Annotated in this window: 14 protein-coding genes; all 14 read right to left on the bottom strand. The window is 73.4% G+C overall.

Going from position 1 to position 24,385, the window contains the following annotated elements; translation table 11 throughout:
- Positions 1-2: 2 nt before the first annotated feature.
- A complete protein-coding gene (locus NR792_RS02860) occupies positions 3-1,190 on the bottom strand; it encodes a phage baseplate assembly protein V (protein WP_375758522.1) in 1,188 nt (395 codons plus the stop codon).
- On the bottom strand, positions 1,187-1,396 hold the full coding sequence (locus NR792_RS02855; RefSeq protein WP_375758521.1) for a hypothetical protein: 210 nt from the start codon (positions 1,394-1,396) through the stop codon (positions 1,187-1,189). The genes NR792_RS02860 and NR792_RS02855 overlap by 4 nt, the downstream gene beginning before the upstream one ends.
- Positions 1,396-1,737, bottom strand: a complete 342-nt coding sequence (locus tag NR792_RS02850; protein WP_375758520.1) for a hypothetical protein — start codon at positions 1,735-1,737, stop codon at positions 1,396-1,398. Before NR792_RS02850 ends, NR792_RS02855 begins: the two co-directional genes overlap by 1 nt.
- A gap of 30 nt (positions 1,738-1,767) precedes the next feature.
- Positions 1,768-9,369: a hypothetical protein gene (locus NR792_RS02845; protein WP_375758519.1), complete on the bottom strand. Its 7,602-nt coding sequence runs from the start codon at positions 9,367-9,369 to the stop codon at positions 1,768-1,770.
- On the bottom strand, positions 9,366-13,007 hold the full coding sequence (locus NR792_RS02840) for a phage tail protein (RefSeq protein WP_375758518.1): 3,642 nt from the start codon (positions 13,005-13,007) through the stop codon (positions 9,366-9,368). Before NR792_RS02840 ends, NR792_RS02845 begins: the two co-directional genes overlap by 4 nt.
- Positions 13,008-13,812: 805 nt before the next feature.
- Entirely contained in the window at positions 13,813-16,353 is a 2,541-nt protein-coding gene (locus NR792_RS02835) for a hypothetical protein (protein WP_375758517.1), read from the bottom strand.
- Positions 16,350-20,120, bottom strand: coding sequence for a baseplate J/gp47 family protein (locus tag NR792_RS02830; protein WP_375758516.1), 3,771 nt, complete (start codon positions 20,118-20,120; stop codon positions 16,350-16,352). The genes NR792_RS02835 and NR792_RS02830 overlap by 4 nt, the downstream gene beginning before the upstream one ends.
- An 82-nt stretch (positions 20,121-20,202) precedes the next feature.
- The gene (locus tag NR792_RS02825; RefSeq protein WP_375758515.1) at positions 20,203-20,577 is read right to left on the bottom strand and encodes a GPW/gp25 family protein; all 375 of its coding nucleotides are present in this window, start codon (positions 20,575-20,577) and stop codon (positions 20,203-20,205) included.
- A complete protein-coding gene (locus NR792_RS02820; RefSeq protein ID WP_375758514.1) occupies positions 20,577-21,764 on the bottom strand; it encodes a phage late control D family protein in 1,188 nt (395 codons plus the stop codon). Before NR792_RS02820 ends, NR792_RS02825 begins: the two co-directional genes overlap by 1 nt.
- Positions 21,764-22,042: a tail protein X gene (locus tag NR792_RS02815; protein WP_171417096.1), complete on the bottom strand. Its 279-nt coding sequence runs from the start codon at positions 22,040-22,042 to the stop codon at positions 21,764-21,766. Before NR792_RS02815 ends, NR792_RS02820 begins: the two co-directional genes overlap by 1 nt.
- A gap of 7 nt (positions 22,043-22,049) precedes the next feature.
- Positions 22,050-22,778: a hypothetical protein gene (locus NR792_RS02810; RefSeq protein ID WP_375758513.1), complete on the bottom strand. Its 729-nt coding sequence runs from the start codon at positions 22,776-22,778 to the stop codon at positions 22,050-22,052.
- Positions 22,775-22,993, bottom strand: coding sequence for a hypothetical protein (locus NR792_RS02805; RefSeq protein ID WP_171417092.1), 219 nt, complete (start codon positions 22,991-22,993; stop codon positions 22,775-22,777). Before NR792_RS02805 ends, NR792_RS02810 begins: the two co-directional genes overlap by 4 nt.
- 20 nt (positions 22,994-23,013) lie before the next feature.
- Positions 23,014-23,889 (bottom strand): hypothetical protein, encoded by an 876-nt coding sequence (locus NR792_RS02800; RefSeq protein WP_375758512.1) that lies wholly within the window; start codon positions 23,887-23,889, stop codon positions 23,014-23,016.
- Between the two features lies 1 nt (position 23,890).
- Positions 23,891-24,382 (bottom strand): phage tail protein, encoded by a 492-nt coding sequence (locus NR792_RS02795; protein ID WP_207057404.1) that lies wholly within the window; start codon positions 24,380-24,382, stop codon positions 23,891-23,893.
- Between the last annotated feature and the right edge of the window lie 3 nt (positions 24,383-24,385).

The following is a 24,385-nucleotide window of genomic DNA, read 5'->3' as shown; positions in this document are numbered from 1 at the left end:
CGTCACCCCACCGGCATGCGCTTGACGAAGCCGAAGTAGGACCAGTCCAGCATCGGCGTCATCGCGGCCCAGACGTCCAGCAGCGGCCCGTACGCGGCCACCGTCATCGGGTTCACGGCCTTGAGGATCTGGGCCAGCATCGTGAAGTGGATGGCCAGCCCGTCCCCCAGCACCATGGGCGAGATGGCGGAGATGCCGCCCACCTGGCACATGCCCAACATGGTGTTGATGGACACGTTGCCCATCAGCGCGTCGATGGAGATGGCGTTGAGCGACGGGCCCGGCATGTCCGGCATCGTCGCGGCGACCTTCACCGCCTTGCCCGCGGCGAGGTTCACGTTGCCGCCGGACGTGACGCCGAAGCCGCCCACCGCCGTCTCCTGCGACGCGCCGGACACGGTGCGCGTGTGGCTGCCCTGGATGCGGTCCTCGCGCGGGCCGCCCACCGTCTCCTTCAGGCCGCTGCCGCCCACCACGCGGCTGTAGCCCGCCACGTCCACCTTCTCCGTCAGCGACCCCGTCACGTGCAGCGACACGTCCCCGCCCACGTCGCGGGTGTGGCTGCCGTCCACCGTCTCCTCCTGCGCGCCGCCCACCTCCAGCCGGTCGTCGCCGTCCACCTCCGCGGAGCGGTTGCCCTCGTTCACCGTGCGCTCGTTGCTGATGAGCCGGTCCAGTCCCTCCGCGGACAGGATGACGCGGTTGCCCTGCCGGTCGTGGATCTCCACGCGCGCGGACTCCGGCCGGTCGTCCAGGACGATGTAGTGGCCCGTGGCGGACTTGAGCATCCGCACGCCCGGCACCGCGGACTGCGGCGGATAGTCGTGCTTGGGCACCTCGCTGACGTCCGGGGCCACGCGCGCGCTGGAGTCCGGCTGGCCCAGGTCGGAGAGGGCGGGCTGGCCCCACCACATGCCGCTCCAGATGGGCTGGGACAGGTCGCCCCCCTCGAACTCCACCCAGACGCCCGCGCCCACGTCCGGCACCACGAAGAGGCCCTGGTCCGGGCCCGCGTAGGGCGTGCACGGCATGGCCCAGCCGGTGGCCACGTCCCCCATCAAACGCGGCACCACGCACTGGATGCGCCCCAGGTTGAGGGGATCCGACACGTTGGTCACATAGCCTCGGTACTTGCCGAAGTAGCGGCTCTCCGTGCGTTCGATGAGCTGCTGCAGCAGTTGTTCAATCATCGCGCGGTCCCCAGGTCGTTGTCCTCGTCGTACTGGCGCACGCCGGAGACGTCCGACAGGTTGATGTAGACGGGTGTGAGGCCGTCCGGCCCGGTGAGGTGGACGACGTCGTCGATGAGCTCCACCACCAGGCCCACGTACACCTGGCCCAGCGTGGTGAAGAGGTAGCAGCGCTGCCCCATGCGGGCTTCGAGCAGCTTGCGCATCACTCCTCCAGCTTCTGCACGAGCCGCGTCGCCAGCTTCACGCGCGTGTCCACCCAGACGCCCACCTCGCGCTGGCGCTCGGAAGCGAGCTTGCGGCGCGCGGCGCGCACCAGGTCCTGGAGCGTGGCGGGCACGGTGGGAATGGGCGGCAGCCGGGAGATGCGCACGTCCAGGGCCTTGAGCACGGCGGCGTCCAGGTCCAGCTTCGCGCGCGTGCCGGCCAGGTTCGCCAGCGCCGCGGCCTTCGCGTCGGGCGCGTCCGGCGTGGCGGAGAGGGTGACTTCGGGCAGCGCGGTGCGCTGGAGGGCGACGCGGCCACTGAGGGCGAAGGGGTCGGGCATGGGGGTGTCCTGGTGAAAGGGCTTCCAGCGCTACGGGTTGAGCTCCACCACGGCGTCGGCTTCCTGGACGTGAACGCCGGAGGTGGTCGCGTTGCCGACGGCCGCCACGCGCGAGCCGCCCAGGATGACGACGGAGTGGGCGTACGGATCCGGCGGCGGCTCCTCCGGCACGGGCAGCACGCCGGCGTCCTGCACCGGCTTGGGGCCCTTCACGCCGCCCGAGTAGAACGAGTCCGCCAGCACCTCGTGCAGCACGGAGACGTTGAGGATGCTCTCCTTCACGGTGGACGCCGCCGAGTCGATGCCGAGCACGCTCTTGTCCACCAGTTGGAGGGCCTTCTTCGGGTCGCCCTGCGACGCGGCCAGCACGGAGCGCACCTGGCCCTGTACGTCCTCGGGCTTCTCCGCGTGCATCGCGACGCGGTCCACCAGGTCGCGCAGCGCGCTGGTGGGCGAGTCGTCCTTCGTCACGGCGATGCCGTAGAGCGTCCGGGCCCCCAGGCGCACGTCCATGGTCGCGGGCAGCTTCGAGCGGACGTCCTCCACGGTGCTCTGGTCCAGCACGGCCTTGGAGGGGATCTCCGCGCGGGTCTGGGGCTGGGTGACGAGCTCCGAAAGCAGCGTGGAGAAGGCGTCGCTCGCCACGTCGCGGCGGCGCTGGAGGCCGCCCAGGAGCAGCCCCTGGTCCAGGGGCACGCCCAGGGTGGAGCCGCCGCCCACGGGAATCTGGAGCGTCAGCTTGTCCGCGGGCAGCGTCCACGGGGGACGCACCACCGGCCGGGGCGGCGTCACCGTCTCCGCGCCCAACACCACGTTGCCGGTGAACGTCACCGGCGCGCGCTCCACGCGAAGGACGACGACGTTCACCGCGTCCAGGCACTGGCACCGGTTTCCGCTGAAGACGGTGGAGTCCGCGCGGCGCAGGTACACCGCGCCCACGCCGCCCTGACTGCGCAGCTCGTTGCCGGACACGGCGGCGGAGATGACCGCGCCGCCGTTGCCCAACAGCAGCAACGCGGGGCCGCGCGCGGTGATGTCGTTGCCCTCCACCTGCACGCCCCGCTTCGCCTTCACGATGGGCCGCGGGAGGATGGGGATGGGCTTGATGAGGAAGTCCACCAGCGCGGGCTTCACCAGCGCGGCCGTGGCGGAGAGGTAGCGCGAGGCCGCCGCGCTGGCGCTCAGGGCGGGCGCGAAGTCCTGGGCCTTCACCGCGAGCGCGCGGTTGAGCACCGGCCCCGCGGCGAACTTCTGCTTCAGCGAGCCGATCTGCACCAGATCCTCCACCCGAGGCACGGAGGCGAGCGTGGCCAGGGAGGAGGACGGCAACGGCTTGCCCGGGACGGTGCGCCCGTCCGTGCCCGGCTTGGGCACCGGATCCGTGGCGAGGAAGGGCACTCGCGACAGCTTCGTCACCAGGTCCGGTGGCAGCGTGTCGGTGACGACGAGGACGCCCGCGCCGCCGCCTCCGCCGCCCTCGTGGCGCACGGTGTTGCCGCGCACCACCGTCTCTCCCCGCCAGTCGATGGCCACCTCGTGGAGCAGCGCCTGGGGCAGCGCGTTGCCGCTCTCCAGGAAGACGTTGCCCTTCACCACCAGCTCGCCGGAGCCCACGAAGGTGGCGACCGCCTGGCCCAGGCCGGGGTCGCCCGCGGTGGGCAGCCCCGCGCACGCGAAGAGGTGGTTGTCGGAGACGACCGTCACGGACAGGTCCGGCCGCAGCCGCAGCCCCGCCACCGCGCACCCCTCCAGCCGGTTGCCCTCCACGTCCAGCAGCGAGCCCGGCTCGGTGGGCGCCTCCGTCAGCAGGTGCCCCGCCGCGCCCAGGGCGGTGATGCCGGTGACGGTGTCGCGCACGGTGTTGTTCGCCAGCCGCACGCGGCCCTGCACGCCCGACACGAAGAGGCCGTCCGCGGGCGACGGGAAGGTGTCGAAGACGGGGTCCACCAGGTCGCCGGGGTCCGGGGCCTCGCCGCGCGCCAGCTGCTCCAGCGACTTGCGCAGCACGCCCAGGATGCCGTCCAGGTCCTGCATGCCGGTGACGACGGCGACGAGCGACGCGGAGACCTTCTCGGCGCGCTGGCGCAGGTACTCCTGGAGGCGGGCGACCCGCGACGCATCGTCCTCGGCGGGGTCCAGGGCCTGCTCCACGGCGCGCAGCAGCACCGCGGCGGCGTCCAGCTCGGCCGTCACCGCGCTGGACTTGGCGATGGCCTCCGCGGCGGTGGTGGCGGGCTCGTCCACCAGCAGGTGCAGGGCCTGGCGCGAGGCCGCGCCCCCATTGCCGCCGTTGAGCGTGGTGATGGCCTCCGTCACGCGCTTGAGCGCCAGCGTGCGGAACTTCCCCTGGACGCCCGCGATGTCCAGCACGCGCTCGTAGTGGGAGAGGTAGAGCTGGAGCGACCCGGTGAGCACCGGCCCCGGCGCCAGGCCGCGCACCGCCAGCACCAGCGCGCCCAGGGCGGAGACCCAGCGCTCCAGCGGCTCCGCCTTCACCGGCATGGGTGAAGGGAGCGTGGGCAGCACCGGGAGCACGTCCAGCGTCGTCACCCGGATGCGGTCCAGGAGCCCCCGGGCGATGGCCACCTGCTCCATGCGCTTCTGCGGCTGGGCGATGGCGGCGAGCACCGCCTGGTGCGCCTGGAGCGACAGCGTGGACAGCTCCGCGTCGCCGCTCACCAGCTCGCCCAGCTGGCCCACCGCGGTGCCGAAGGCGCGCAGCTGCTTCTCCACCGAGTCCTCGGACTCGGTGACGAGCCCCGCGGCCTGCCGGTCCAGGTTCGTGGCGTACAGGCCGATGGTGGCGGTGCGTCCCTGCGCCGTGACGCGCGCGGCGTCCTCCAGCGCGACCTCCGCCGAGGGCAGCTGGCCGGTGGTGAACTCCAGCACCTGCTTGAGCGTGGCGCGCAGGCGCTCCACCGGCTGCGCCTGTCCGCTGGTGCGCTCCACGTCGCGGTAGTCCGCCTCCACCTGCAAGGCGAGCGCGGGGTGGAGTTCCTTGAGCTGATCCGCCAGGGCCTCCTTGGACTGGCGCAGCTGCACGAGCACGTCCGCGTTGGCCTTCGCGCGCTTGGGGCCGGCTTGAAGCGGGAGCTGCTGGAGCGCGGCTTCGGCGAAGGTGCCGATGATGGTCTTCTTGGGCCCCACCGCCTGGCCGATGACGGGCTGACGCGCGCGCTGCACCTGCGCCTCGCGCAGCTGGGCCACCTGGCTCAACGCGCCGGACAGGGTGACGAGGGCCGTCAGGTCCCCGGGCCCGCCCTGCACCCGGCCCAGGGCCTCGAGCAGGACCTTCTTCACGTTGGTGGGCAGTCCCTGCACCAGCGAGTCGAACGCGCCCTTGATGCGGTCCGCCGTCTTCGCCACGGCCTCCTTGCCGGACACGGTGGCCAGGTCGAACTGCGCCACGGTGTCCCACGCCTCCTGGGACACGTCATCCGGCGCGGTGAAGCTGGAGGCCCGCGCCAGCGACGAGCGCACCGCGTGCGACGTCTTCGTGTGGTCCTCGAAGCCCTGGGCGGCGCGCATCTCCGCCACCTCGCGCACCAGCGCGTCGATGATGGAGGCGGGCATCGTCCCCAGGTCCTTCAGCTCCAGCGCGATGGTGTCCAGCGGCCCGTACAGCCCCCGGCCGATCTTCTGGCGTCCGTCCTCGTTCGCGCCCGTGTACTGCAACACGGTGGCGTACATGCCCACCACGGCACCGTGCACGTCTGCACGCTCCGGACGGACGGTGGTGGTCGTGACGCTGAGCTGCTGGAGCACCTGGGTGATGGGCGGCAGCTTCACCGGCCCCGTCACCGGCGGCGGCTGCGTCTTCGTCACCGGCGCGTGCACGCCGTCCACCTCGTTGCCCTCCACGGTGATGCCGGAGCCGGACACCACCGCGATGCCCGCCGCGCGCACCTCCGCGTCCGCGAGGCCGGGCGCGCCGTACGCCTGCGTCCTTCCCACCTGGAGCAGCCGGTTGCCGCGCACCTGCGCCTCGTCCACGCCCGCGAGCACCACCGCGCCCCGGAGCGTCAGCCGCTCCAGCCAGCGCAGCGCGGCGTCCAGCGGAGCGCGCACGCGGGGCGTGGCGTTGGCGAGCAGCGCCTCCAGGAGCGGCCGGGGCCGGGCGCGGGCGTCCGCGTTCAGGATGCCGCCCAGGCCCGGGTCCAACCGGGACAGCGCCACGGTGTTGTCCGTCTGCGACGGCACGTCCGCGAGCGCCACCTGTTCGAAGCGGTTGTCCTCGATGCGCAGGCGCCCCACCGCGCCGCCCGTGCCCCAGGTGCGCACGGCCGCGTCCCCCAGCGCGCGCACCACGTTGCCCCGGATGCGCACGTCGAACACCGGGTGCGGGCCGCCCAGCAGGATGCCGAAGCCCGGCGTGGACTCGCCGTCGCCCTCGATGCGGTTGTCCACCACCTCCACGTCCGCGGCGGGGCGGCCGTTGGACTGGCCGTCATCCAGGCCGTCGCCCACGACGATGCCGGCCACCACGCCCAGCACCGACGCGGCGGGCACGGCCGGCAGGGAGATCCACGACTCGCGCACGCGCAGCGCCCGGCCCGACAGCTGGATGCCCACCTGGAACAGGCCGTCCGACACGGCGTTGCGGATCTCATTGCCCACGACGTCCACGCCGTCGCCCGCGACCTGGATGCCCACGGCCGCGGAGCCCAGGACTTGATTCTCCGCCACCACCACGCGGTCCACCGGCCCCGTCACGCCTCCTTCCGCCAGGTCCTGCACGAGGATGCCCACGTGGAAGCCCTGGACGCGGTTGCCGCGCACCTCCACGCCGGCCAGGCGCCCGTCCGCGACGTGGATGCCCGTGGTCGCCTCTCCCAGCGGCTGGAGCCGGTTGTTCGTGATGGCCAGCGCGTCGACGAAGAGGCCCGCGCGCGGGAAGGACGCGAGGAAGCGCTCCGCGAGGTACGGGGCATAGGGCGCCACCGCGATGCCCGTCGCCGCGCCGATGCGGTTCTCGTCGATGACGATGCGCGCGCAGGTGCCCGTCACCAGCACGCCCGTCGCCTCCGAGCCGGCCTGGTTCGCCTGGATGTGGCAGCGGCGCAGCGTCACGCCGCTGGAGTCCGCCAGCGTCACCACGCCGTGCGGCAGCGTGGCCAGCGCGTCGAGCAGCGGCTTGGCCTCCGGCACGTCCTCCAGCGGCTGGCCCGGGTGCAGCCGCTGCAGCTTGCGCAGCTGCACCAGCGTGGCCACCACGGAGCCCGCCGCGCGGCCCTGGCCGGGGACGATGACCTTGATGCGGCCGGCGACCACGTCCACGAAGTCGGCCTCGGCGGACGGGTGCTTCACGTCGTCCTCTTCCAGCACGCGGTCGTCGTCCACCTCCAAGAGCGGCACGAAGCGCCTGCCGTCCGTGGTGGACACGCTCGCCTTCACCGCCTTGACGACAGGCTGGAGTCCTCCGCCGATGACGACGTCCTCGAAGGGGGCCTCCACCAGCTTGAGGTCCTCGATGCGCACGTCGCCTTCCAGGCCGCAGCGGTCCACGAAGAAGGCGCCGCCGGAGCCCTGGGTGCGCAGCTCGGTGGCCTCGCCGTCGCCCAGCAGGTGCACGGAGGACAGGTTGCGCAGGAGCACCGGGTGCTCCAGCTTGTAGCGGCCGGAGCGCACGAAGATGGAGCCGCCCTGCCCGCCCATCCGGTCCACGGCCGCCTGGAGCGCCTCGTCGCCGGTGATGCCTTCGAGCAGGTCCTGGTCCACGTCGCCGAAGCTGCGCACGCCGTCGCCCACCACCACCGTGAAGACGCCGGGGCCCACGACGCGCTCGGAGAGCTCCACCAGCCTGTCGCGCACCTGGGCGAGCGGCAGGTAGCGCGGACGCAGGTCCTGGAAGGTGCGCACCGCGCCGCCCGTCACGCGCGCCAGCGGCACGCAGTGGTGCACCGGGCCGTGCACGGGCGCGTCCGTGAGCTGCTCCACCTCGCCCCGGGCCGCGCCGTCCGCCGCGCGCACGCGCACGGTGAAGGACCAGTACTCGCTCGCGCGCCCTTGCGTGTTGGCGAAGGCCAGCGTGATGCCGTCCTCGAAGCGGTAGCGCACGTTCGGCACCGCCAGGTCACCGCCGTCCCACCGGCGCACCACGGCGCCCTGCGCGGGGCTGAAGGCACGGCCCAGCGTGCCTCCCACGGGGACCACCGCGGGGTCCGTGGTGAGCACGGCGCTCGCGTCCGCCAGCTCCAGCTTGCCCGTGTCCGCCTGGACGCCACGCAGCCGCCGCAGCACCGGCAGCGACGGGCCCTCCGGCTGGAGCCGCGTGACGCGGTCCTCGATGACGACGAGGTCGCCCGCGCGCAGCTTCGAGGCGCTCGCGGGGGAGACCTGGAGCGTCATCGCGTCCGCCGCCGCGGGCGCGGTGAGCGGCAGCACCGTGGAGCCGTTGTCGCGCGACCACAGCACCACCGGCTGCGCGCCGCCCCGGAAGAACTCCACGCGGAAGTGGAGGTTGTCGGAGCCCACGTAGCCCTCGCCCGTGGAGGCGCTCTCCGTGGCGAGGCAGCGGTCGCGGCAGGGGTCCAGCGGCTCCGGAGGGAAGCGGTCCGGCAGCGCGCCCTTCGGGATGTTGGTGGTGAGCCGCGCGCCGCTGGTGGGCGTGGGCAGGGCTTCCGCGTCGGTGGCGGCCAGACCCTGGAGCGCGCGCACCTGGGTGACGAGCCGCAGGCGCACGGTGGTGTCCTGGCCGTCCAGCGCGGGCTCCTCCAGGAACGCGTCGTCCAGGTGGGTGGTGGTCTGCTCCCAGCAGTCGAGGAAGAAGAAGTGGTGCCGCGTGCCGTCCGTGGGCAGCGCGGCCAGCGGGGGCGCCTCCGGCAGGTCCGGCTGCGCGGAGTAGCGCAGGTCCTGCTCCAGGAAGACGCGCACGCCGTCGAGCAGGATGCGGCCCGCGCCCGGCAGCGTCCCGTCACCGCCCCGGATGACGACGTCCGCGCCCAGGGCCGCGTCCTCCACGCGCAGCGCGGTCACCCACGTGCGGGCCACCGGTGGCAGGCCCAGGATGCCCCAGGTCTTCAGCTTCGCCGGGTCCACGCTCGCGAACGCGGAGACGGGGAAGCGCACGTCGTTCCAGCCGGCGGGGCGCTGGCCCAGCCCGGCGGAGATGATGGTCTCGTGGCCGTCCGTGTCCGCGACCACCACGCGCAGATCGATGATCTCATCGTCGGTGGGCGGCCGCTCGAAGCGCACGCCGATGACGAGCGCCGATGCGGTGAAGGTCGTGCCGTCGGAGCGCGGCACGGCGGTGAGGTCCAGCGGTGCGGGCAGCGTGCGGCGCAGCGCGATGTGGCCCCGGCTGCGCACCACGAAGGGCAGCGTCTCCGCGTCGTAGCGGTCCAGGCGCAGCTCGCGTGGGATGGTGCGCTCGTCGCCCACGGGCAGGCCCTGCCCCGTCCAGCCGAGCACGTTGCGGATGGGGTCCACGAGGTACGTGTCGACGATGCGGAAGCCGTCGTCGGGCGAGCCCTCGGCGACGTCGGCGGAGCGGCGGCGCGCATCCACGGTGCGCAGCCGCACCTCCTCGTTCCAGTCAGCGTCGAGGCTCATGCGCCCCATCTGCTGGTAGACGCCGGAGAATCGCCGGGCTTCGTCGAAGCGGGACCTGGAGGTGTACGCTTTCACGGTCATGATCGGTTCATCCGATTGAGGTCGTCCTGGCTGCGGTCGGCGTGGAAGGGCGTCACGCCAATGGGCATGCTGTCGTCGGTGCGCGCGGACAGCTCGCGCTCGTGGTCGGAGCGCTCGCCGTGGGCGCCGGGGACTCCGCCGCGCTCGGAGGCATGGAGCGCTTCGGGGCCGTTGTTGTCGCCCAGGACGAGGTAGCCCGGGTCCGTCTGGCGGTTGGATTGGAAGGACACGGTGTGCACCCGCGACTGGTGCGACACCGGAGGCTGTCCGCCGCGCGCGTGCAGGCTGTAGCGCAGCCAGCCCAGGTCCGGCCGGTCCGTGCGCACCTCGCCCGCGAAGGCGCAGGAGGACGCCTCCAGCACGCCCGCCTCGGTGGCGCCCAGCACCGTGCAGTGCCGCAGCCGCACGCGAGCCCCCGCCGCGCGGATGGCGACCGCGCCCCGGTCCCCTGCGTCGAAGGTGCAGCCCGCGGCGACGAGGTGTACCCAGGGCGGCAGCTCGATGACGCCCACCATGCAGCCGTAGAGGCGCAGCTCCACGTCCGCGGGAGGCAGCGAGCGCCGCGCGCTGATGTCCTGGTGCCCACCGCCCGGCATCCACAGGCCCACCTGCCCGGGAGCGCCCAGGTTGCACCAGCGCAGGTCCGCCTGCCCCCGCGCGAGCACCAGCTCCAGGCGTCCCGCGAGCCACAGGCCCGCGAGCCACACGCGCGTGGCCGCGCTGCCCCCGAACCCCGGGTAGAGCGCCAGCGAGAGGCCATGCTCATCCGCGCCGATGCAGGGGGCCGCGCCCGTGTCCGCGGCGAAGAGGGACAGCCCACCGTCGAGCCCCTGGGACAGGCGCTCCGGCGGCAGGCGCGGCGAACCGATGAGGCCCAGCACCGGGGGCGTTCCGGAGCCGAGTCCTTGCGCGACGGTCGAGACGATGGGCCGCTCCTGGCCTCCGGCCGCCAGCACTCCGCCCGCGCGCTCCGGGGAGATCCACGCGGTGACGGGAAGACCCGTGCCGGAGCGGTCGCCAGGACGGTCCGGAGGGTCGATGAACGGGAGGTCCGGCTCCGCCCACGCGGCGGGCGGACGACGGTCCGGTGGGAGCAGCCCCGCGCCCAGCGAGGCACCCCGCCCCACCCGCGCGGACACGGTGACGCGGCCCACGGGCGCGTCGTCCTGGAGCACGACGCGTCCCAGGCGCGGATCCACCGCGACGATGCCGGAGGCGTTGCTCGGGGCGAGCGTCGTCCACGGGCCCAGGCTTCGCTGGCGCAGCGTGAACGGGTGGCGCTTCAGCCGGCCGGGAATCGAGTAGCGCCGCGCGCCGCCGACCCCCGACGCATCCCGGGAGTGGTACGCGCCACCGGGCCGGGAGTCGAGCGGGAGCGGCTGGCCCTCGCGAGGCTCGATGAACACTGCGCCGTCGTTGGCGACGTTGAAGCGCAGGAGCTCATCCGGCAGCAGGGCCAGCTCCGGCAGGAAGGCCAAATGTCCGCGTCCTCCCAACGAGAAGACGACCTCCGACGCGGGCAATGGCACCGGATCCACCAGGAGCAAGCGGCCATCGACGTACAGCGCCTCTCCTGGAACCGGAGGGTTCGTGCCCGAGAGTTCCAGCGGTCCCGTGACCCAGGCGCCCTCTCCTGCCTTCAGCGTCATCCTGCGGGGACGCGTCGTGTCCGCCCAGACGAGCGCCTCCAGGCCCTCGGCGGTCGGCGCCGCCACGAGCAGGCCGGGCAGGTTCGCGGTGATGGGCAGCGGGGCCAGGGGACGCCAGGCCGGGCTCGCGGAGGCCGGGTCGCAGGCCATCACCGGCACGGCCAGCTCGCCCGTCACGGCCTCGCCGCCCACGAGCACCAGGCCCTGCGGCGTGCTCAGCAGTGTCGCGGCCTTGCGCTCCTGGCGGTTGCGCACCGCATGGGGCCGCCACGGTCCACCCGCGACCGGCAGCGACCAGAGGTCACCGGTGGGCGCGCCGCCCAGGTCGCCGCCGTGGACGAAGAGCCGGCCACTTCGCACGCACAGGCCAGGCGCCAGGCGCGCGGAGGGCTGCCGCGGGCTCGCGGTGTCCAGCCGCGCTGCCGTCGGCGTGGCGGTGTCCAGGTCCGTCACCGACCACACGCCCAGCTTTCCCGTCCCATCCGGTGCCACCAGCAGCAGCGCGTCTCCGACGACGGCGAGGGACATGCCCGGACCATCCGGAGGCAGCGCGCCGCCCAGCTCCGCCACCTGCCAGGGCGCGCCGTCGGCGCTCGCGTCGAAGCGGGCGAGGCGCAGGCTGCCGTCCGCGAGGTGTTGCTCGATGCGCGCGACCCATGGGGCGCCCGACAGGTCCACGCGGACGGCGTTGCTGCGGGGTGGTCCCTGGCGAATGCCCGCGGCGAGGGTGCGCCACGAGCCGTCCACGTCGCGCAGGCGCGGCTCGCCGCTCAAGCGTTCGACGAGGAGCGCCGCCGTGGTGCCGCCCAGGAGCAGGTTCGCTTCCGGAGCGACGGTGACGGTGTTCAGCGTGCCCGATGTCAGTTCCGTGGACAGGAGCACCGTGTCCGAGTTCTCACGCGCCGCGAGCAGCGTGAGGCGCCACGTGTCCCCCGGCGACGGCCGGCCCCGGTCCGCGAACCGGAGCGTGGGGGCGGGCCCGACAGGCGCGGTGGGCAGGGGGCCACGCAGGAGCGGCAGCGATTCCGGTCCCACCAGCGGAATGCCGTCGACGGAGACGGTGATGGCGTCCGCGCGTTCCGCGGCGTTGGCGTCCTCGGCCAGCGCGGTGGGGGTGAGCAGCATCGCCGCCGTGCGCCCCGTGGCGAGCGACGGAGGCGCGGGCTCATGGCGCGCGGTGAGGCCGCCCGTGAGGTCCGCTCGCTCCAGCGGCTTGAGCCACACCAGGGGGCCATCGCGGTCCAGGGGATCCACGCGGAAGCCCCGGTAGCCGTTGGGCAGGGTGTGCACCGTGGCGGGGGTGACTTCCTCCAGCTCCACGGGTGTCAGTCGCGCGGTGCGGATGAGCGCCACGTCCGGGCGTGCCCAGCCCAGCAGGTCCAGCGTGCGCGGCGTCGCGGCATGGCGGCCGGCATCCGCGCTCCCCAGCCGGCGCAGGGCCTGATCCAGCGTCTCCCCCGGGGCGATGCCAATGACCGGACCGCGCTCCGGGACGCCATCGCGAGGACGCTCGACGCCGGGCGAGCGGCGGGTGAGCGGATCCGCGAGGCCGATGGGATCCCACACCACCGCGCTGCGGCCGCGCCAGGGCAGCACGTCATTGAGGTCCTGGGTCTCCAGCAGGGAGCGGAAGGACTCATCCACCTCCGCGTCCCAGAGGCTGGTGACGGACAGCACCTCCTCCAGCGACGCGAGCGTGCCCTTCCGCCGACGCCACGCCACCGCGCGGGCCACCACCCCACGCTGCACGCGAGGGTCGTCGGTGAGCAGCCGCGCACCCATGAGCTCCGCGAGCAACGGCAGCGCCTGCGGTCCGGCGCGCTCCACGAAGTGGTCGTCCCACAGCTGGTCCACCGCGCGGGAGAACGCGTCCAGCTCCATGCCCAGCACGGAGAGCAGCTTGAGGAACGGATGGTCCGCGAGCGTGGAGTCCCGCGCCGTGTAGAGGCCTGGGAGGAGCTGGATCAGCCGCTGGGAGGGAAGGCTCATGGGATCCGCACCTCCACGAAGCGCAGTGTTGCGGTCCCACCGTGACGGCCCACGTCAAGCCCCCGGACATCCAGGCTGCCCACCTCCCGCCCGTCGCGGTCCAAACCTGTCCGACAGTCGGACAGGTTTCCGGTGCCCGGCTGAAGCGGACTCCCCCCACCGCGGTTCGCCCAACTGGTCCGACTGTCGGACAGGTTTCCGGTACCCGGCTGGCGCAGCCTCCCCCCGCCACGGCTCGCCCAACTGGTCCGACTGTCGGACAGGTTTCCGGTGCCCGGCTGGAGCGCCCTCCCCCTGCCACGATTCGCCCAACTGGTCCGACTGTCGGACAGGTTTCCGGTGCCCGGCGGGAGCGGCCTCTCTCCGCTGCGGTTCGCCCAACCGGTCCGACTGTCGGACAGGTTTCCAGTGCCCGGCTGGAGCAGCGGCATCCCGCCAGCCCCGGTTCTCCAAACCGGTCCAACTGTCGGACCGGTTTCCCCTGCCCGGTAGGAGCGGAGGCCCCTCCAGCCCCGGCTCCCCAAACCTGTCCGACTGTCGGACAGGTTTCCGGTGCTCGGGGGGGGCGGGAGCCCAGCCCAGCCACGGCAGGTGAGTCTGCCGGTCCGATGAGGAACGTCCGAGGGAACCCGGCAGCCCAGAGGGGCCGGCCGCGGCCTTCCAAACCTGTCCGACAGTCGGACAGGTTCATGTGGTGCGCCGCCGACGGGGTGTCCCAGCCGGGTTCTCGCCTTCTCATCCATGGAGACAGACCCCAGGTCCGTGAGCTTGGGGCGATGACCGGGCCGGTGCATCGAGGCGGGGCTCATAGGTCCTGGGCCTCCTCGTAGGACAGCGCGACGCCGTCGCTTTCGCCGGACGGCGGTGCCCATGCGAGCAGTTCGCCGGGCGCGGTGGCGATGCGCTCGAAGAGGGACGGCGGCGTGCCTTCGCGATGCAGCCGCTGCACCACCACCGACCGCAGGCCGCTGATTCCCGCGAGCGCACCGTACACGTCCGACAGCTGGAGGTCCTGGCCCAGCTCCACGCGGTCCGGATCCAGCAACCCCAGCTCGCGCTCCGGGTCGCGGTCCACGCCCAGGCGCAAGCGCGTCTCCTGGAGCACCGCGACCGGATCCGCCCCCTTCACCACGCGCAGCAGCACTCGCAGCCGCACTTCCACGCGCTGCCGGTTGGTCAGGTGCAGCTCCACGCCCGGTGCCACCCGCGCCGCCAGGTGCGCGTGCAGTGCCTCCAGGTCGGACGCGCGCAGGGCCGCACCCTCTGGCCCGGACACCACCACCTTCAAGGACCGGCGGCGCACGGCGTCGCGGAACACGTTCGCGCGGTGCACGCCGTCGAACACCAGCGTCAGCGCCAGCACGTCCGGCAGCGACACAGCGCGGTCCATCGCACCCACCGTGGCGGGCCCTCGCACGCGCGCCAGCGCGGGTGCCTCCGGGTCCGTTCCACCGGCCAGCGACAAGGGGTTGAAGGTCTTCTCCACGCACGGATGCGGCGTCGCCATCGCCATCAGCCGCAGCGCGGCACGGTTGCCGCCCGTCCCCCGCCCCACGCGATACCGGACCCGTACCTCCGCGCCCAGGGGCAACGCCGAGCCGTGGTCCTCGCCGCCGAAGCGCAGTCGCGCGGCCCCGGCTGGCAGCGGCTCCACCGCGAAGGCCAGCTCGTCCGGCGCCGCGTCCAGGAGCGAATCCACCGGATGCCACGCGCGTCCCCCCACCGTCAGGGACACCTCCGGCCGGCGGCCTCCCGCGTGGCTCGGGTCGCGCAGCCACGTCACCGGACCGTGAAGCAGCGGCACCGTGCGCAGGTCCAGCGCGGGCACGGCGACCTCCTCCACCGTGGAGCCCTCGCTGACGAGCGTGTTGTTGCCCAGCAGCACCACGCGGTCCAACGCGTACGAGCGCGACAGCGGCGGCTGGAACGTCACCTGCGTCATCGGCGTGCGCTGACCCGGCGGAATCTCCATGCGCACGCGCAGCACGCGCAGGGCTTCGCGGTAGAGCCGCTCGGTGCCCTTCACGCCGCCGGGGCCCAGCCGCTCCACGTCCTCGGCCAGCACCAGCCAGTCCCCCGGGCGCACCGGCGGCTCCTGCGACGTGAGCCCGGACGCATCCGTCAGCGCCAGCAGATAGACCGTATCCGTGCCGGCGCTCGCCACGCCCAGCGGCCGGGCCACACCTGCCTCGGCGCCAAAGGCGAGGTCCGCCCGGTTCAGCGCCTCGCTGCCCTTGAGGATGACGAGCTGATCCCGCGCCTCCTGGATGAGGCTGTTCACGAAGGCATCCAGGAATGTGACCATCTTGTCCAACCGCACGGCGTGCAGCGCCGGGTCCTCGTCCGCGCAGGGCGCCAGGGCCGCCTCCAACGCGGCCAGGGCCTCCGCCTGCCGCTTCTGTAGATTCCGAAGCTGACGGGCGAGGATCTCCTGCGACTCGGACAACGCCCCCACGGGACGGCCGGGCGGGGGCACCGCCTGCGCCACGACCTTCTGGGCCTCGCACAGCTGTTCGCAGAGCGCGTCCAGGGTGCCCTTGCACGCGGCATCCCCGCCCAGGTCCAGCGTCTTCATCAGCGACGCCAGCTTGCGAGCATCCTGCTTCGCCCGAGCCACCCGCCGTTCCTCCAGCGGACCGTGGCGCTGCACCTCGATGCGATCCTGAAGTCCCGCGACCACCGACCCCGGCCCGAAGATGCCGCCCGAGGGCGCCGGAGCACCGGGCTCACCCGCCTCGCCGGAAGGCGCACCGGTTCCGCCCCCTGCCCCGCCCGTGCCGCCTCCCGTGCCCGTCCCCCCCGTCCCCGTGCCACCACCCGTCCCTGTTCCGGCTCCCGTCCCCGTGCCCGTCTCCGCGCCCGTGCGAGGTGGCAGGAACGCGCGGAGCTCGTTGAGCTCCGGCAGCAGGCGCAGTGGCGCGAGCGTCTCGAAGACGGCGGCGGCCTCTTCGCCTTCCGCCGCTGAGTTCACCGCCGTCCCAGCCGGCAGCGTGCCGCGCACGTTCGCCTTGCAGCGGAAGTGCTGGAGCCCCACCGCCGCGGTGCCCGGGCTCGGCCGGTAGCCGATGTGCCCGAGCAACTTGGAGACGAAGTCCTCCAGCCGCGCGGTGGCGAGGAAGCCCTCCTCCGCCCACGCCTGCTGGTACGTCCACAGCACATGCAGCGCCAGCGCCACGCTGTCGAGCAGCCCGCGCCCCAGGTCCACCGACGACGGCGCAGCGTACGCGAGCGGGTTCCAGGTCGGTGCCTCGTCCAGCCGGGAGAAGACGATGCGCGCCGACTCTCCCAGCCGGGTGCGGAGCTGCTCATGCGTCAGCGCCTGGTGCGAGGAAGGAACGCGGCTCATCGCAGCCCTCCGCAGACCTGCACGGTGAGGACGCCTTCCGAGCCCGGCCAGTAACCCCCACGCGCGGTGGCCACCTCCTCCGGTCCAATGGGGATGACGCCCGACTCCAGCCGCTCCTGCGCGTGGGGCTCCAGCCGGCGGAAGCGCTTCACCCGCACCGCCGTCACGCCCGGCACGCGCAGCACCGCCTGGTACAGGTCCGCGAGCTGCACGTCGCCGTTCAGGCCGGAGCGGTCCGGATCCAACAGGCCCCCGTCACCCGCGATGGCGCCCACCACTGCGTCGCGCACCTGGTCCGCCTGCGCGTGCGGCGCGGCATCCACCTCCAGGTCCAGATCCAGTGGAACCCATTTCGGCGGCAGCGCTTCCACGTCCACGCCCAGCAGGCGGATCTCCTCCAACCGCCGCCGCACCCCGGCCCAGCGGCGCAGCAGCTCGTCACGGTCCAGCGTGTCCTCGTCGCGCAGCAGCACCGTCACGCGGATGACCGTGCGCAGGTCCCGGCCCACGACGCGCGCGGAGGCCCCGGCCACCTCCGGCAGCTGCTGGAGCATGCGCACGTAGTCCTCGACGGTGACGGCGGACAGGGGCTGCGACACGCCCGCCGGCGCGCGGTAGCGGATGGAGTCGAGCGACTCCGGATCCCGTCCCCCCACCGCGGGCAGCGGGTTGTCCACGCGCACCAGCAGGCGCACGTCGTCCATCGACTGGGCCAGCAGCTCGCCCGCGGACGCGGAGCGCTGCGGATCCAACGGCACCTGGAGCAGCCGCGTGAGCACGCCCTCCCCCACGTTGGCCAGCGTCCCCAGGCCAATGCGCAACGACAGCCCCAGCGTCGTCTCCCGGGGCGGCAGCGCGGCGCCATTGACGCCGTCGCCCCAGCGCAGGCTGGCACCGCCCGTGGGAGTCGCGCGCAGCACGATGACCTCATCCCCCGGTCCCTGGACGGACAGGTCGTCCACCAGCGTCCACGGGTCGTCCTCCACGCTCACCTGGAGCTGGGGCGTCCCGCGCCGCGATGCCTCGCCCGGCAGCGGATACCCGGAGGCCTGGACGCTGACCGGGTGGAACGGCAGGGCCCACTCGCGCTCCTGGCTGCCGTCCACGACGGGCGACAGCAGCGCGCGCCACTGCGCGAGGCTGCGCGCGAAGGGCTCCGCCGAGTCCGCCTCGAAGCCCTCCGGAAGCGGCGTCACCGGCAGCCCGTGATGCGCGGGCACCACGTTGCCCAGCACCGTCGCGCGAGGCCCGGGCGCGGGGTCCCCCGGGGCCAGGAAGGCCTCCGGCGCGAAGCGGCGGGGATCCCACCCGACGAAGGTCGTATCGGTGGCGAGCGCCACGGACGTCACGCGCACCACGTGCCCCCCCTCGCCGCGTCCCCGGTAGAGGATCAGCCACCGGCCGGGCTCCAGCTCCGGGTAGAGGCCCGCGAGCGTGGCCCCGGTGTCCCCCGGCCGCACGGACTCCGCGAGCGTCACGGCCTCCAGGCGGGGGAAGTACGACAGGGGCGACTCGGTGACGAACACCAGCGAGTGCTCGTCCGTGGTGGCGTTCGCCACCAGCGTGTCGGCCGGGATCTCCAGCACGCCACCGCCGGTGAGGAACTCCAGCGCGGTGGTGCCGGGAGGAAGCACCGGCAGGTGCAGCTCCTCCAGCCGGGCCTTCACCAGCGCGGCGAGCGCTGCTGGATCCAACCGGAACCGCAGCATCACCGTGGCGGAGAGCCCGGGGTCCGGCACGTAGTCCAGGCCGCGCGCGTGGTCCTCCACGGAGCGCCGCAGCCGGGCGTCCTCCAGGAAGCCCTCCACCACCGCGCGCTCCTGCCGGTACGCCAGCGAGTCGAGCTGCGCGGCCACCGCCTCCAGCAGCATGGTCGTGAAGTCCGCGGGCCCCCGGTCCTCCCACGGCGCCATCACCGTGCGGGCCCGCTCCAGCATCACCGCCAGCAGCGACTGCGCGTCGCGGGCACGGTAGTCCACCAACGCGCCAGGAGCCGGCCGCTCCGGCGCCGCAAGCCATGGACGCGGCTGCGGATCCCGCACGTCACAGCCCGGCACCACGTCCGGAGCCCACGCGCCCACGAACGGCGCGGGGTCGCGAGGACCGTCGCCCGGCACGGGCACCGCCGCGCGCGAAATGGCCGCGTCGGGCACCAGCCGCAGGTCCACGGTCTCCGGGGGCGGCAGGCCGCCGGTGAGGAGCACGGGAGGCACCTCCGGAGCACCGGGCGTCCGGTATGGCAGCGGCCCCACCTCCAGGAACGGCAGGCCCGCGCCCTGCGCGAACAACGCGGGCGAAGCGGACAGCTCCGCGTCCGTCTCCAGCACGAAGGGCGCGCCGCCAATGGCCGTGAACAGCGAGTCGTACGCGCGGATCTCCCCCGGCCCCAGCCGCAGCCCATGCGCATGCCGGTGCCAGGTGAGCTGCGCCAGCAGCAGCTGCTCCGCCTGGAGCCAGCCCGCGTGCACGGACGTCCAGGCCTCGCTGCGCCGTACCAGCGCCGTGCGCAGCCCGCCTTCCAACTGGAGCGCGGTGCCGGTGATGACGAAGAGGGAGCAGTCCTCGACGGCCATCTCTCCCGGCGTGCCCACGTCCAGCACCGGCTCCAGGCCGCCCAGCGGCGCGGCCACATGCAGGCCCACGACGTCCGCATCGGAGGGAAGCGCAGGCAGCGTGAGCGGCCCCACGACCGAAGCCGACAATGAGTCCAGCGCGGCGGTGAGCCAGTCCGACCACGCCGAGGCCGGCTGCGCGCCCACCGGAACCGGCGTGGCCGACACCCGGCTCACCTCCACGTCGCGAACCGCCACCGGCTCCAGTGAAGGACCGCCCAGCACCCGCATGCCCGTGGCCCGCGAGCCGCCCGCGACGTCCTCCACCTGCCCGATGCCCGTCTCAATGCCCCGCCCGCCCAGCGCGAGCAGGCCCAGCGCGAACGCCCCCTGCACCCGCTGCACGGTGAAGCCGCGCACCTGCAACGCACCCACCGAAGCCGCCACCAGCCCGACGCCCCACTCCGTCCCCAGCGCCTTCACGTCGGTCACGGACACGTCCACCGCGGACAGACCCTCGCCCTCCTCCCGGGCGACCAGCACCCGAGCACCGGTCGCGCTCCCACCGGACACCTTCGACACCGTGAGCCCGGACAGGTCCGCGCGAGTGAAGCCCGCCAGCTCCACGCCCACGCCCGACCCCACGCCCACGACGTCCCGCACCGTCACGTCCGCCCACTGCGAGCGCTGGCAGACCGCCCGCACGCCGAAGGCCTCACCCACCGTGGCCTCCACGGCCTCGATGGACAGGCCAGTGACGCGAGCCTCCGCCGCCAGGAGCCGGAGCCCCGTGGCGTCCTCGCCCTTCGCCGCCGTCACCGTGAGCGAGTCGATGGCCACCGTGCCATCCGGCGTCTCCACGCTCAGCGCCGCGCAATCGCCCGACGCGTTGGCGCTCACCGTGACGTCCGCCACCTCCACCCGAGTCCCCAGGAGGATCAACCCGGAGTCCACCGCCACCACCGTCACGTCCGACAGGCCGGTCACGAGGCCCGTGACCTCGAGCGTTCCGCCATCGAGCTTCAGCGTCACGCCCGGCCCCCCCGTGAGCCGCAGCGCATGCGCCGGCGTGCCGACGACGAGGTCCGTGGTGAGCACGCCCTCGCCCACGGGTAGCACCCACTCCACTTCGCCCGGCGGCGTCGCCGGCAACGCGGCCTGGGCCGCCGCGAGCGAAGCTTCCAGCGGCAAGGTCAGCAGGACGCGCACGCTCACGGCAGGGCCTCCAGATCCCGGCGGAACGGCTCCGCACGCTCCTCGCCCGCCTCCGGCGGCAATGTCAGCAGGACGTGCGCGTTCACGGCGGCGCCTCCAGGTCCCGGCGGAACAGCTCCGCGTGCTCCTCGCCCGTCGCCAGCAGCGTGTAGAGGATGTCCACGTAGAGCGTCGCGTCCTCGGCGCTCACCTTCACCGCGTCCAGGCGCACCACGTCGCGCATGAACTCCTGCACGTTGAGGCGGATGATGTACTCGGCCGCGGCGGCGGCCTCCGGGCTCGCGGCGCCGAACACCATCCGCTGCACCCCGCACCCGAAGCGCGGCCGGTTCACCCGCTCGCCGGGCAGCGTGAAGAGCAGCTGCTCCAGCTGCTGCCGGATGACCTGCGTGGGCCCCACCGTGCGGGGCGTGCCCAGGTCTCCCAGCTGGAAGGGGAAGTGCAGGCCGCGCCCCATCACGCCACCCCGTTGAGCGCGTCGCGCGCCAGGTCCACGTCCACTTCGTAGCGGGCCAGCGCCTCCGCCCACACCCAGCGGTGCCGCGCGCCGCGCACGTACCAGGTGCCGTCCATCAGCTTGCCCGCGCCCACGAGCCCCACCGGACGCCGGGCGCGGAGGATGCGCTCGTACCGCAGCCCCTGCACCGTGCCGTTCGCCTCCGCCAGCCAGTCCGCCTCGCGGTAGTCCGCCCACGCCAGGTTCTCCACCTCCGGCACGTCGTGCGGCACGTCCACGAACTGCAAGCCCACTGCCTTCGTCCGCGGCCGCTTCGGCAGCACCGCCGCCATGCGCGCCTTCAGGATGTCCGCGCGGCTGGTGGTCCCCATGCGAGGGAAGCGCGGCGCCGTCACCGTGGAGGTGCGGATGCGCCGCGTGCGCTCGTCGATGTGCTCGCCCCGCAGCTCCGTGGGCCGGTGGCTCTCCCAGCGCGCCTTGAGCTCGATGACCGACGGCGTGGAGCGTGGAATCAGCGACAGGTCCGGCTGCTTCGGCCCGTCCGGCCGGGGCAGGTGGAAGTGGCCCACGCACTCCGCCGCCGCGTTCGCGCCCGCGCCCACCGGGCCCTGCTTGCGCTCCACGAAGGCCTCGTAGCCGTTGCGCCGCGCGAGCCACCGGATGAGCGACGCATCCGTGCCGCGCTGGAGCACCACCGCGCGCGCCGGGTCGCGCACCGGCGCCGTCTCCTGCACGTCCAGCGCGAAGCCGTACTCGCCGTAGAGCTGCCGCACGATGCCCGCGTCGGACAGCCCGCTGAACGACCGCGTGCGCTCCTCCAGGTGCATCAGGCACGACGCGTCCAGCCCGTACACCTCCAGCGACGAGTCCGGCACGCGCGACGGGCCGAAGTACGGCTCCACCGCGGTGATGTACCCGTCGAACACCACCTCCTGCACGTCCGGCGCCTCGCTGTCCGGAAGCCCCAGCCCGAAGCTGATGGTGATGCGCTTGAGCAGCGCGAACCGGCCGTCCGCCAGCGCGTCCCAGTCCCCGGCGTCCGTGGGCGCCATGTCCAGCGACAGGTGGAAGGACGACGCGTCGTCGGTGCGCTCGTCCACCTCCAGACGAGACACCCGGCTGCGGGCGTCCGTCACGGGCTGCCCGTCGATCCACAGCTGGAGGAACGCCGCGCGCTGCTCCGCCATCAGGGCTTCTCCGGGATGAGCAGCACCGTGCCCGGCACCAGGAGCGCCTCGGGCTCGAAGGTGGGGTTGGCGTCCACGATGCGCCACGCCTGGAACGGGTCGCTGAAGTAGCGCTGCGCGAGCAGATCCAACCGGTCCCCCGCCACCACCTTGTGCAGGAGGGACGTGGGCACGCGCGGCGCCACGCGGGGCACGTACAGCGACACCGTGGCGCCCTCCGGGCCCAGCGGCACCGCGTACGTCGGCAGGTCCTTGTGTCGCGAGGAAGGGTCGCTCATGGCCGCTTCAGCTCGCCCCGTTGAGCTTCACCTGCGGCGCCAGGGCCTGCGCGATGAGGGTGCTCGCGTCCGCGCCCTTCACCGCCGCCAGGTCCTCCATCCGCAGGCGCTGGTCCCGCAGGTTGGCGAACGCCTGGGCCACCTTGTTGTTCGCCGCGTTCTCCCCCACCTCCAGGATGCGCATGCGCAGGTCCACCTCCGCGCGCAGCGGGTACAGCGCCGGGTCGAATCGCTGCTCCACGATGGTCATGCCGGTGATGACCACCGGGAAGGTGCGCGGCCCCAGCATCAGCAGGAGCTCCGTGGGGTTGAGCGACACGAGCTTCGTCGCGGGCTTCTTCTCCTCCTCGCCCGTCTGGTCCTTGCCCAGCGCCATGCCCTCCAGGATGGCCAGCTCCGGCAGCACGCCCTGGGTCCCCTCCCCCTTCGTGTCGCGCAGCAGCGCCTCCGTCACGTCGAAGACGAGCTTCAACGCAATCGTCTCGCTCTTGGCGTGCAGGCCGCCGCCGCGCTGGCCGTCGGTGAGGACCTTGGTCTGCTCGGGCGTCTTGCCGGGCTTCGTCTCCCACTGGCCCGCGCGCGTGCGCGTCACCGTCTCCGGGTTGTACTGGAAGCGCAGCGCGCGCACGGAGGGCTCCGACTTCTTGTCGTCGGCCGTCTGCGGCAGCGTCACCAGCATGCCCTTCTGGAGCTGCTGGTCGAACGCGATGAGCGTCGGGTCCAGGTTGCGCGTCATCCGTTGCCCCGGGCACCGGTGCCGGTGGACTCGCGCTGGGCGAGCCCGCGGGCGATGGCTTCGTTGTTCTTGTCCATCAGCGTCACCACCGTCTGGGTGAGCAGCTTCATGAACTCCTTGGGGTTCTCCGGGACGCTGCGCAGCATCCACGCGAGCTCACGCTCCAGCTCGCGGCGGGTGAGTCCGACCTGTCCTTGCACCGGGGGTGGGGCCATGGCGTGTGCGTCCTCTCTCGTCAGCTCCAGCCATCCACCAGCGGACGGCCTTCCAGCTCGTTGCGAAGCAGCTCCAGGTAGCGCCACCGCCGCGCCCGCGGCAGGGCCAGGATGTCCGCCTCCGACCAGTGGTAGTGGAAGGCCAGCACGTGCACCTCCGTCTCCAGCCGCGCCGCCCCCCCCCGCAGCTCGCGCGCCAGCAGCGCGAACGGATCCAGCTCCAGCTCCAGCCACGCGGCGCACTTCGGACAGCGCGCCAGGAGCCCCAGGTCCGGCGCGGACGTTCCTTGCGCCAGCGCCAGCGCCACCGCGTGCCGCGAGCGCGCGGGCAGCGACAGCCACGCGTCGGGCGTCAGCGCCACGCCCTCCACCGCCACCAGCCGCGACCACAGGAGCGCGGACCGCTCCGCGCGGGTGCCCTGCGCTTCCGCGAGCAGCGCGTCGTCCTCGCCCGTCGGCTCACGCACCTCCGCCCGGCCTTCCGGCAGCGCGACGGTGAGCACCTCCGGCGCTTCCACGGCCCGGTCCGGGGAGAGCGCGGAGAGCCGCACGTCCACGTCCGCCATCGCCTCGCACCCGGGCGCGGGGCAGCGCGCCACCAGCGTCACCCGGTCCCCGTACATCCGGGCCCGCAGGTGCAGCGCCAGGTGGTGCCGGTCCCCGCGCGTGAGGCAGGCCGCCAGCTCCGCGTCCACGCGCGGATAGTCCCCCAGCCGTCCCAGGCACGCCGCCAGCAACGCGCTCACCGCGCGCGGCCCCGGACGCTCGCCGGCCTGGGCCAGCGCCCACTCCTCGCGGCCGGTGAGCGGGCGCAGCTCGCCCTGGCGGTGACAGCGGCCGTCCTCGTCGAAGAGGCCGTGCGGCAGCAGCACCGGGATGGGAGGCTCCAGGAGCACGTCAGGTCACCGCCTCCAGCGTGAAGCCCTCGTGCTGGATTTCGACGGTCTCGATGAGGATCTCGTTCGCCTCCGCGGCGAGCTCCGACATCGCGGTGAACTTCGAGACCCACGCGTTGCGCAGCACGAACTTCTTCACCGCGCGGTTGAAGTCCAGGTCGTAGACGAGGATTTCAACGGTGCGCCGGTAGTCCGGCTCCGCGGCGCGGAAGCCCGGCGTGGCCTCGTGGCGGATGAGCTGGAGGGCCCAGTCCCGGAACGTCGTGTCCTGGGTGAGGCCCGCCTCCAGCGTGAAGGGCTCGTAGTGCACGCGGCCCGGGGACAGCTCGTCCACGGTGGACGTGCTGTTGCCGGAGCGGAACTTCACCACCTCCACGGTGCCGGTGAGGCCGCTGATTTTGCGGCACGCGGCCACCTCGATGTTGTTGAACAGCACGCGGAAGTTGAAGTTGCGGTACGGGTCGCGCTTCGTGGATTCGACGAATCGGGGCATGGC

Origin of the sequence: Corallococcus exercitus, from assembly GCF_042231735.1 — a bacterium.
Lineage (GTDB): Bacteria > Myxococcota > Myxococcia > Myxococcales > Myxococcaceae > Corallococcus > Corallococcus exercitus_B.
The sequence above is the reverse complement of the archived record's forward strand: the minus strand, read 5'-3'. Positions and strand labels throughout refer to the sequence as shown.

Excerpts from the sequence above, each read along its gene's own strand:
- NR792_RS02860 (WP_375758522.1), bottom strand. The coding sequence starts at position 1,190 with ATGATTGAACAACTGCTGCAGCAGCTCATCGAACGCACGGAGAGCCGC.
- NR792_RS02855 (WP_375758521.1), bottom strand. The coding sequence starts at position 1,396 with ATGCGCAAGCTGCTCGAAGCCCGCATGGGGCAGCGCTGCTACCTCTTC.
- NR792_RS02850 (WP_375758520.1), bottom strand. The coding sequence starts at position 1,737 with ATGCCCGACCCCTTCGCCCTCAGTGGCCGCGTCGCCCTCCAGCGCACC.
- NR792_RS02845 (WP_375758519.1), bottom strand. The coding sequence starts at position 9,369 with ATGACCGTGAAAGCGTACACCTCCAGGTCCCGCTTCGACGAAGCCCGG.
- NR792_RS02840 (WP_375758518.1), bottom strand. The coding sequence starts at position 13,007 with ATGAGCCTTCCCTCCCAGCGGCTGATCCAGCTCCTCCCAGGCCTCTAC.
- NR792_RS02835 (WP_375758517.1), bottom strand. The coding sequence starts at position 16,353 with ATGAGCCGCGTTCCTTCCTCGCACCAGGCGCTGACGCATGAGCAGCTC.
- NR792_RS02825 (WP_375758515.1), bottom strand. The coding sequence starts at position 20,577 with ATGGGGCGCGGCCTGCACTTCCCCTTCCAGCTGGGAGACCTGGGCACG.
- NR792_RS02820 (WP_375758514.1), bottom strand. The coding sequence starts at position 21,764 with ATGGCGGAGCAGCGCGCGGCGTTCCTCCAGCTGTGGATCGACGGGCAG.
- NR792_RS02815 (WP_171417096.1), bottom strand. The coding sequence starts at position 22,042 with ATGAGCGACCCTTCCTCGCGACACAAGGACCTGCCGACGTACGCGGTG.
- NR792_RS02810 (WP_375758513.1), bottom strand. The coding sequence starts at position 22,778 with ATGACGCGCAACCTGGACCCGACGCTCATCGCGTTCGACCAGCAGCTC.
- NR792_RS02805 (WP_171417092.1), bottom strand. The coding sequence starts at position 22,993 with ATGGCCCCACCCCCGGTGCAAGGACAGGTCGGACTCACCCGCCGCGAG.
- NR792_RS02795 (WP_207057404.1), bottom strand. The coding sequence starts at position 24,382 with ATGCCCCGATTCGTCGAATCCACGAAGCGCGACCCGTACCGCAACTTC.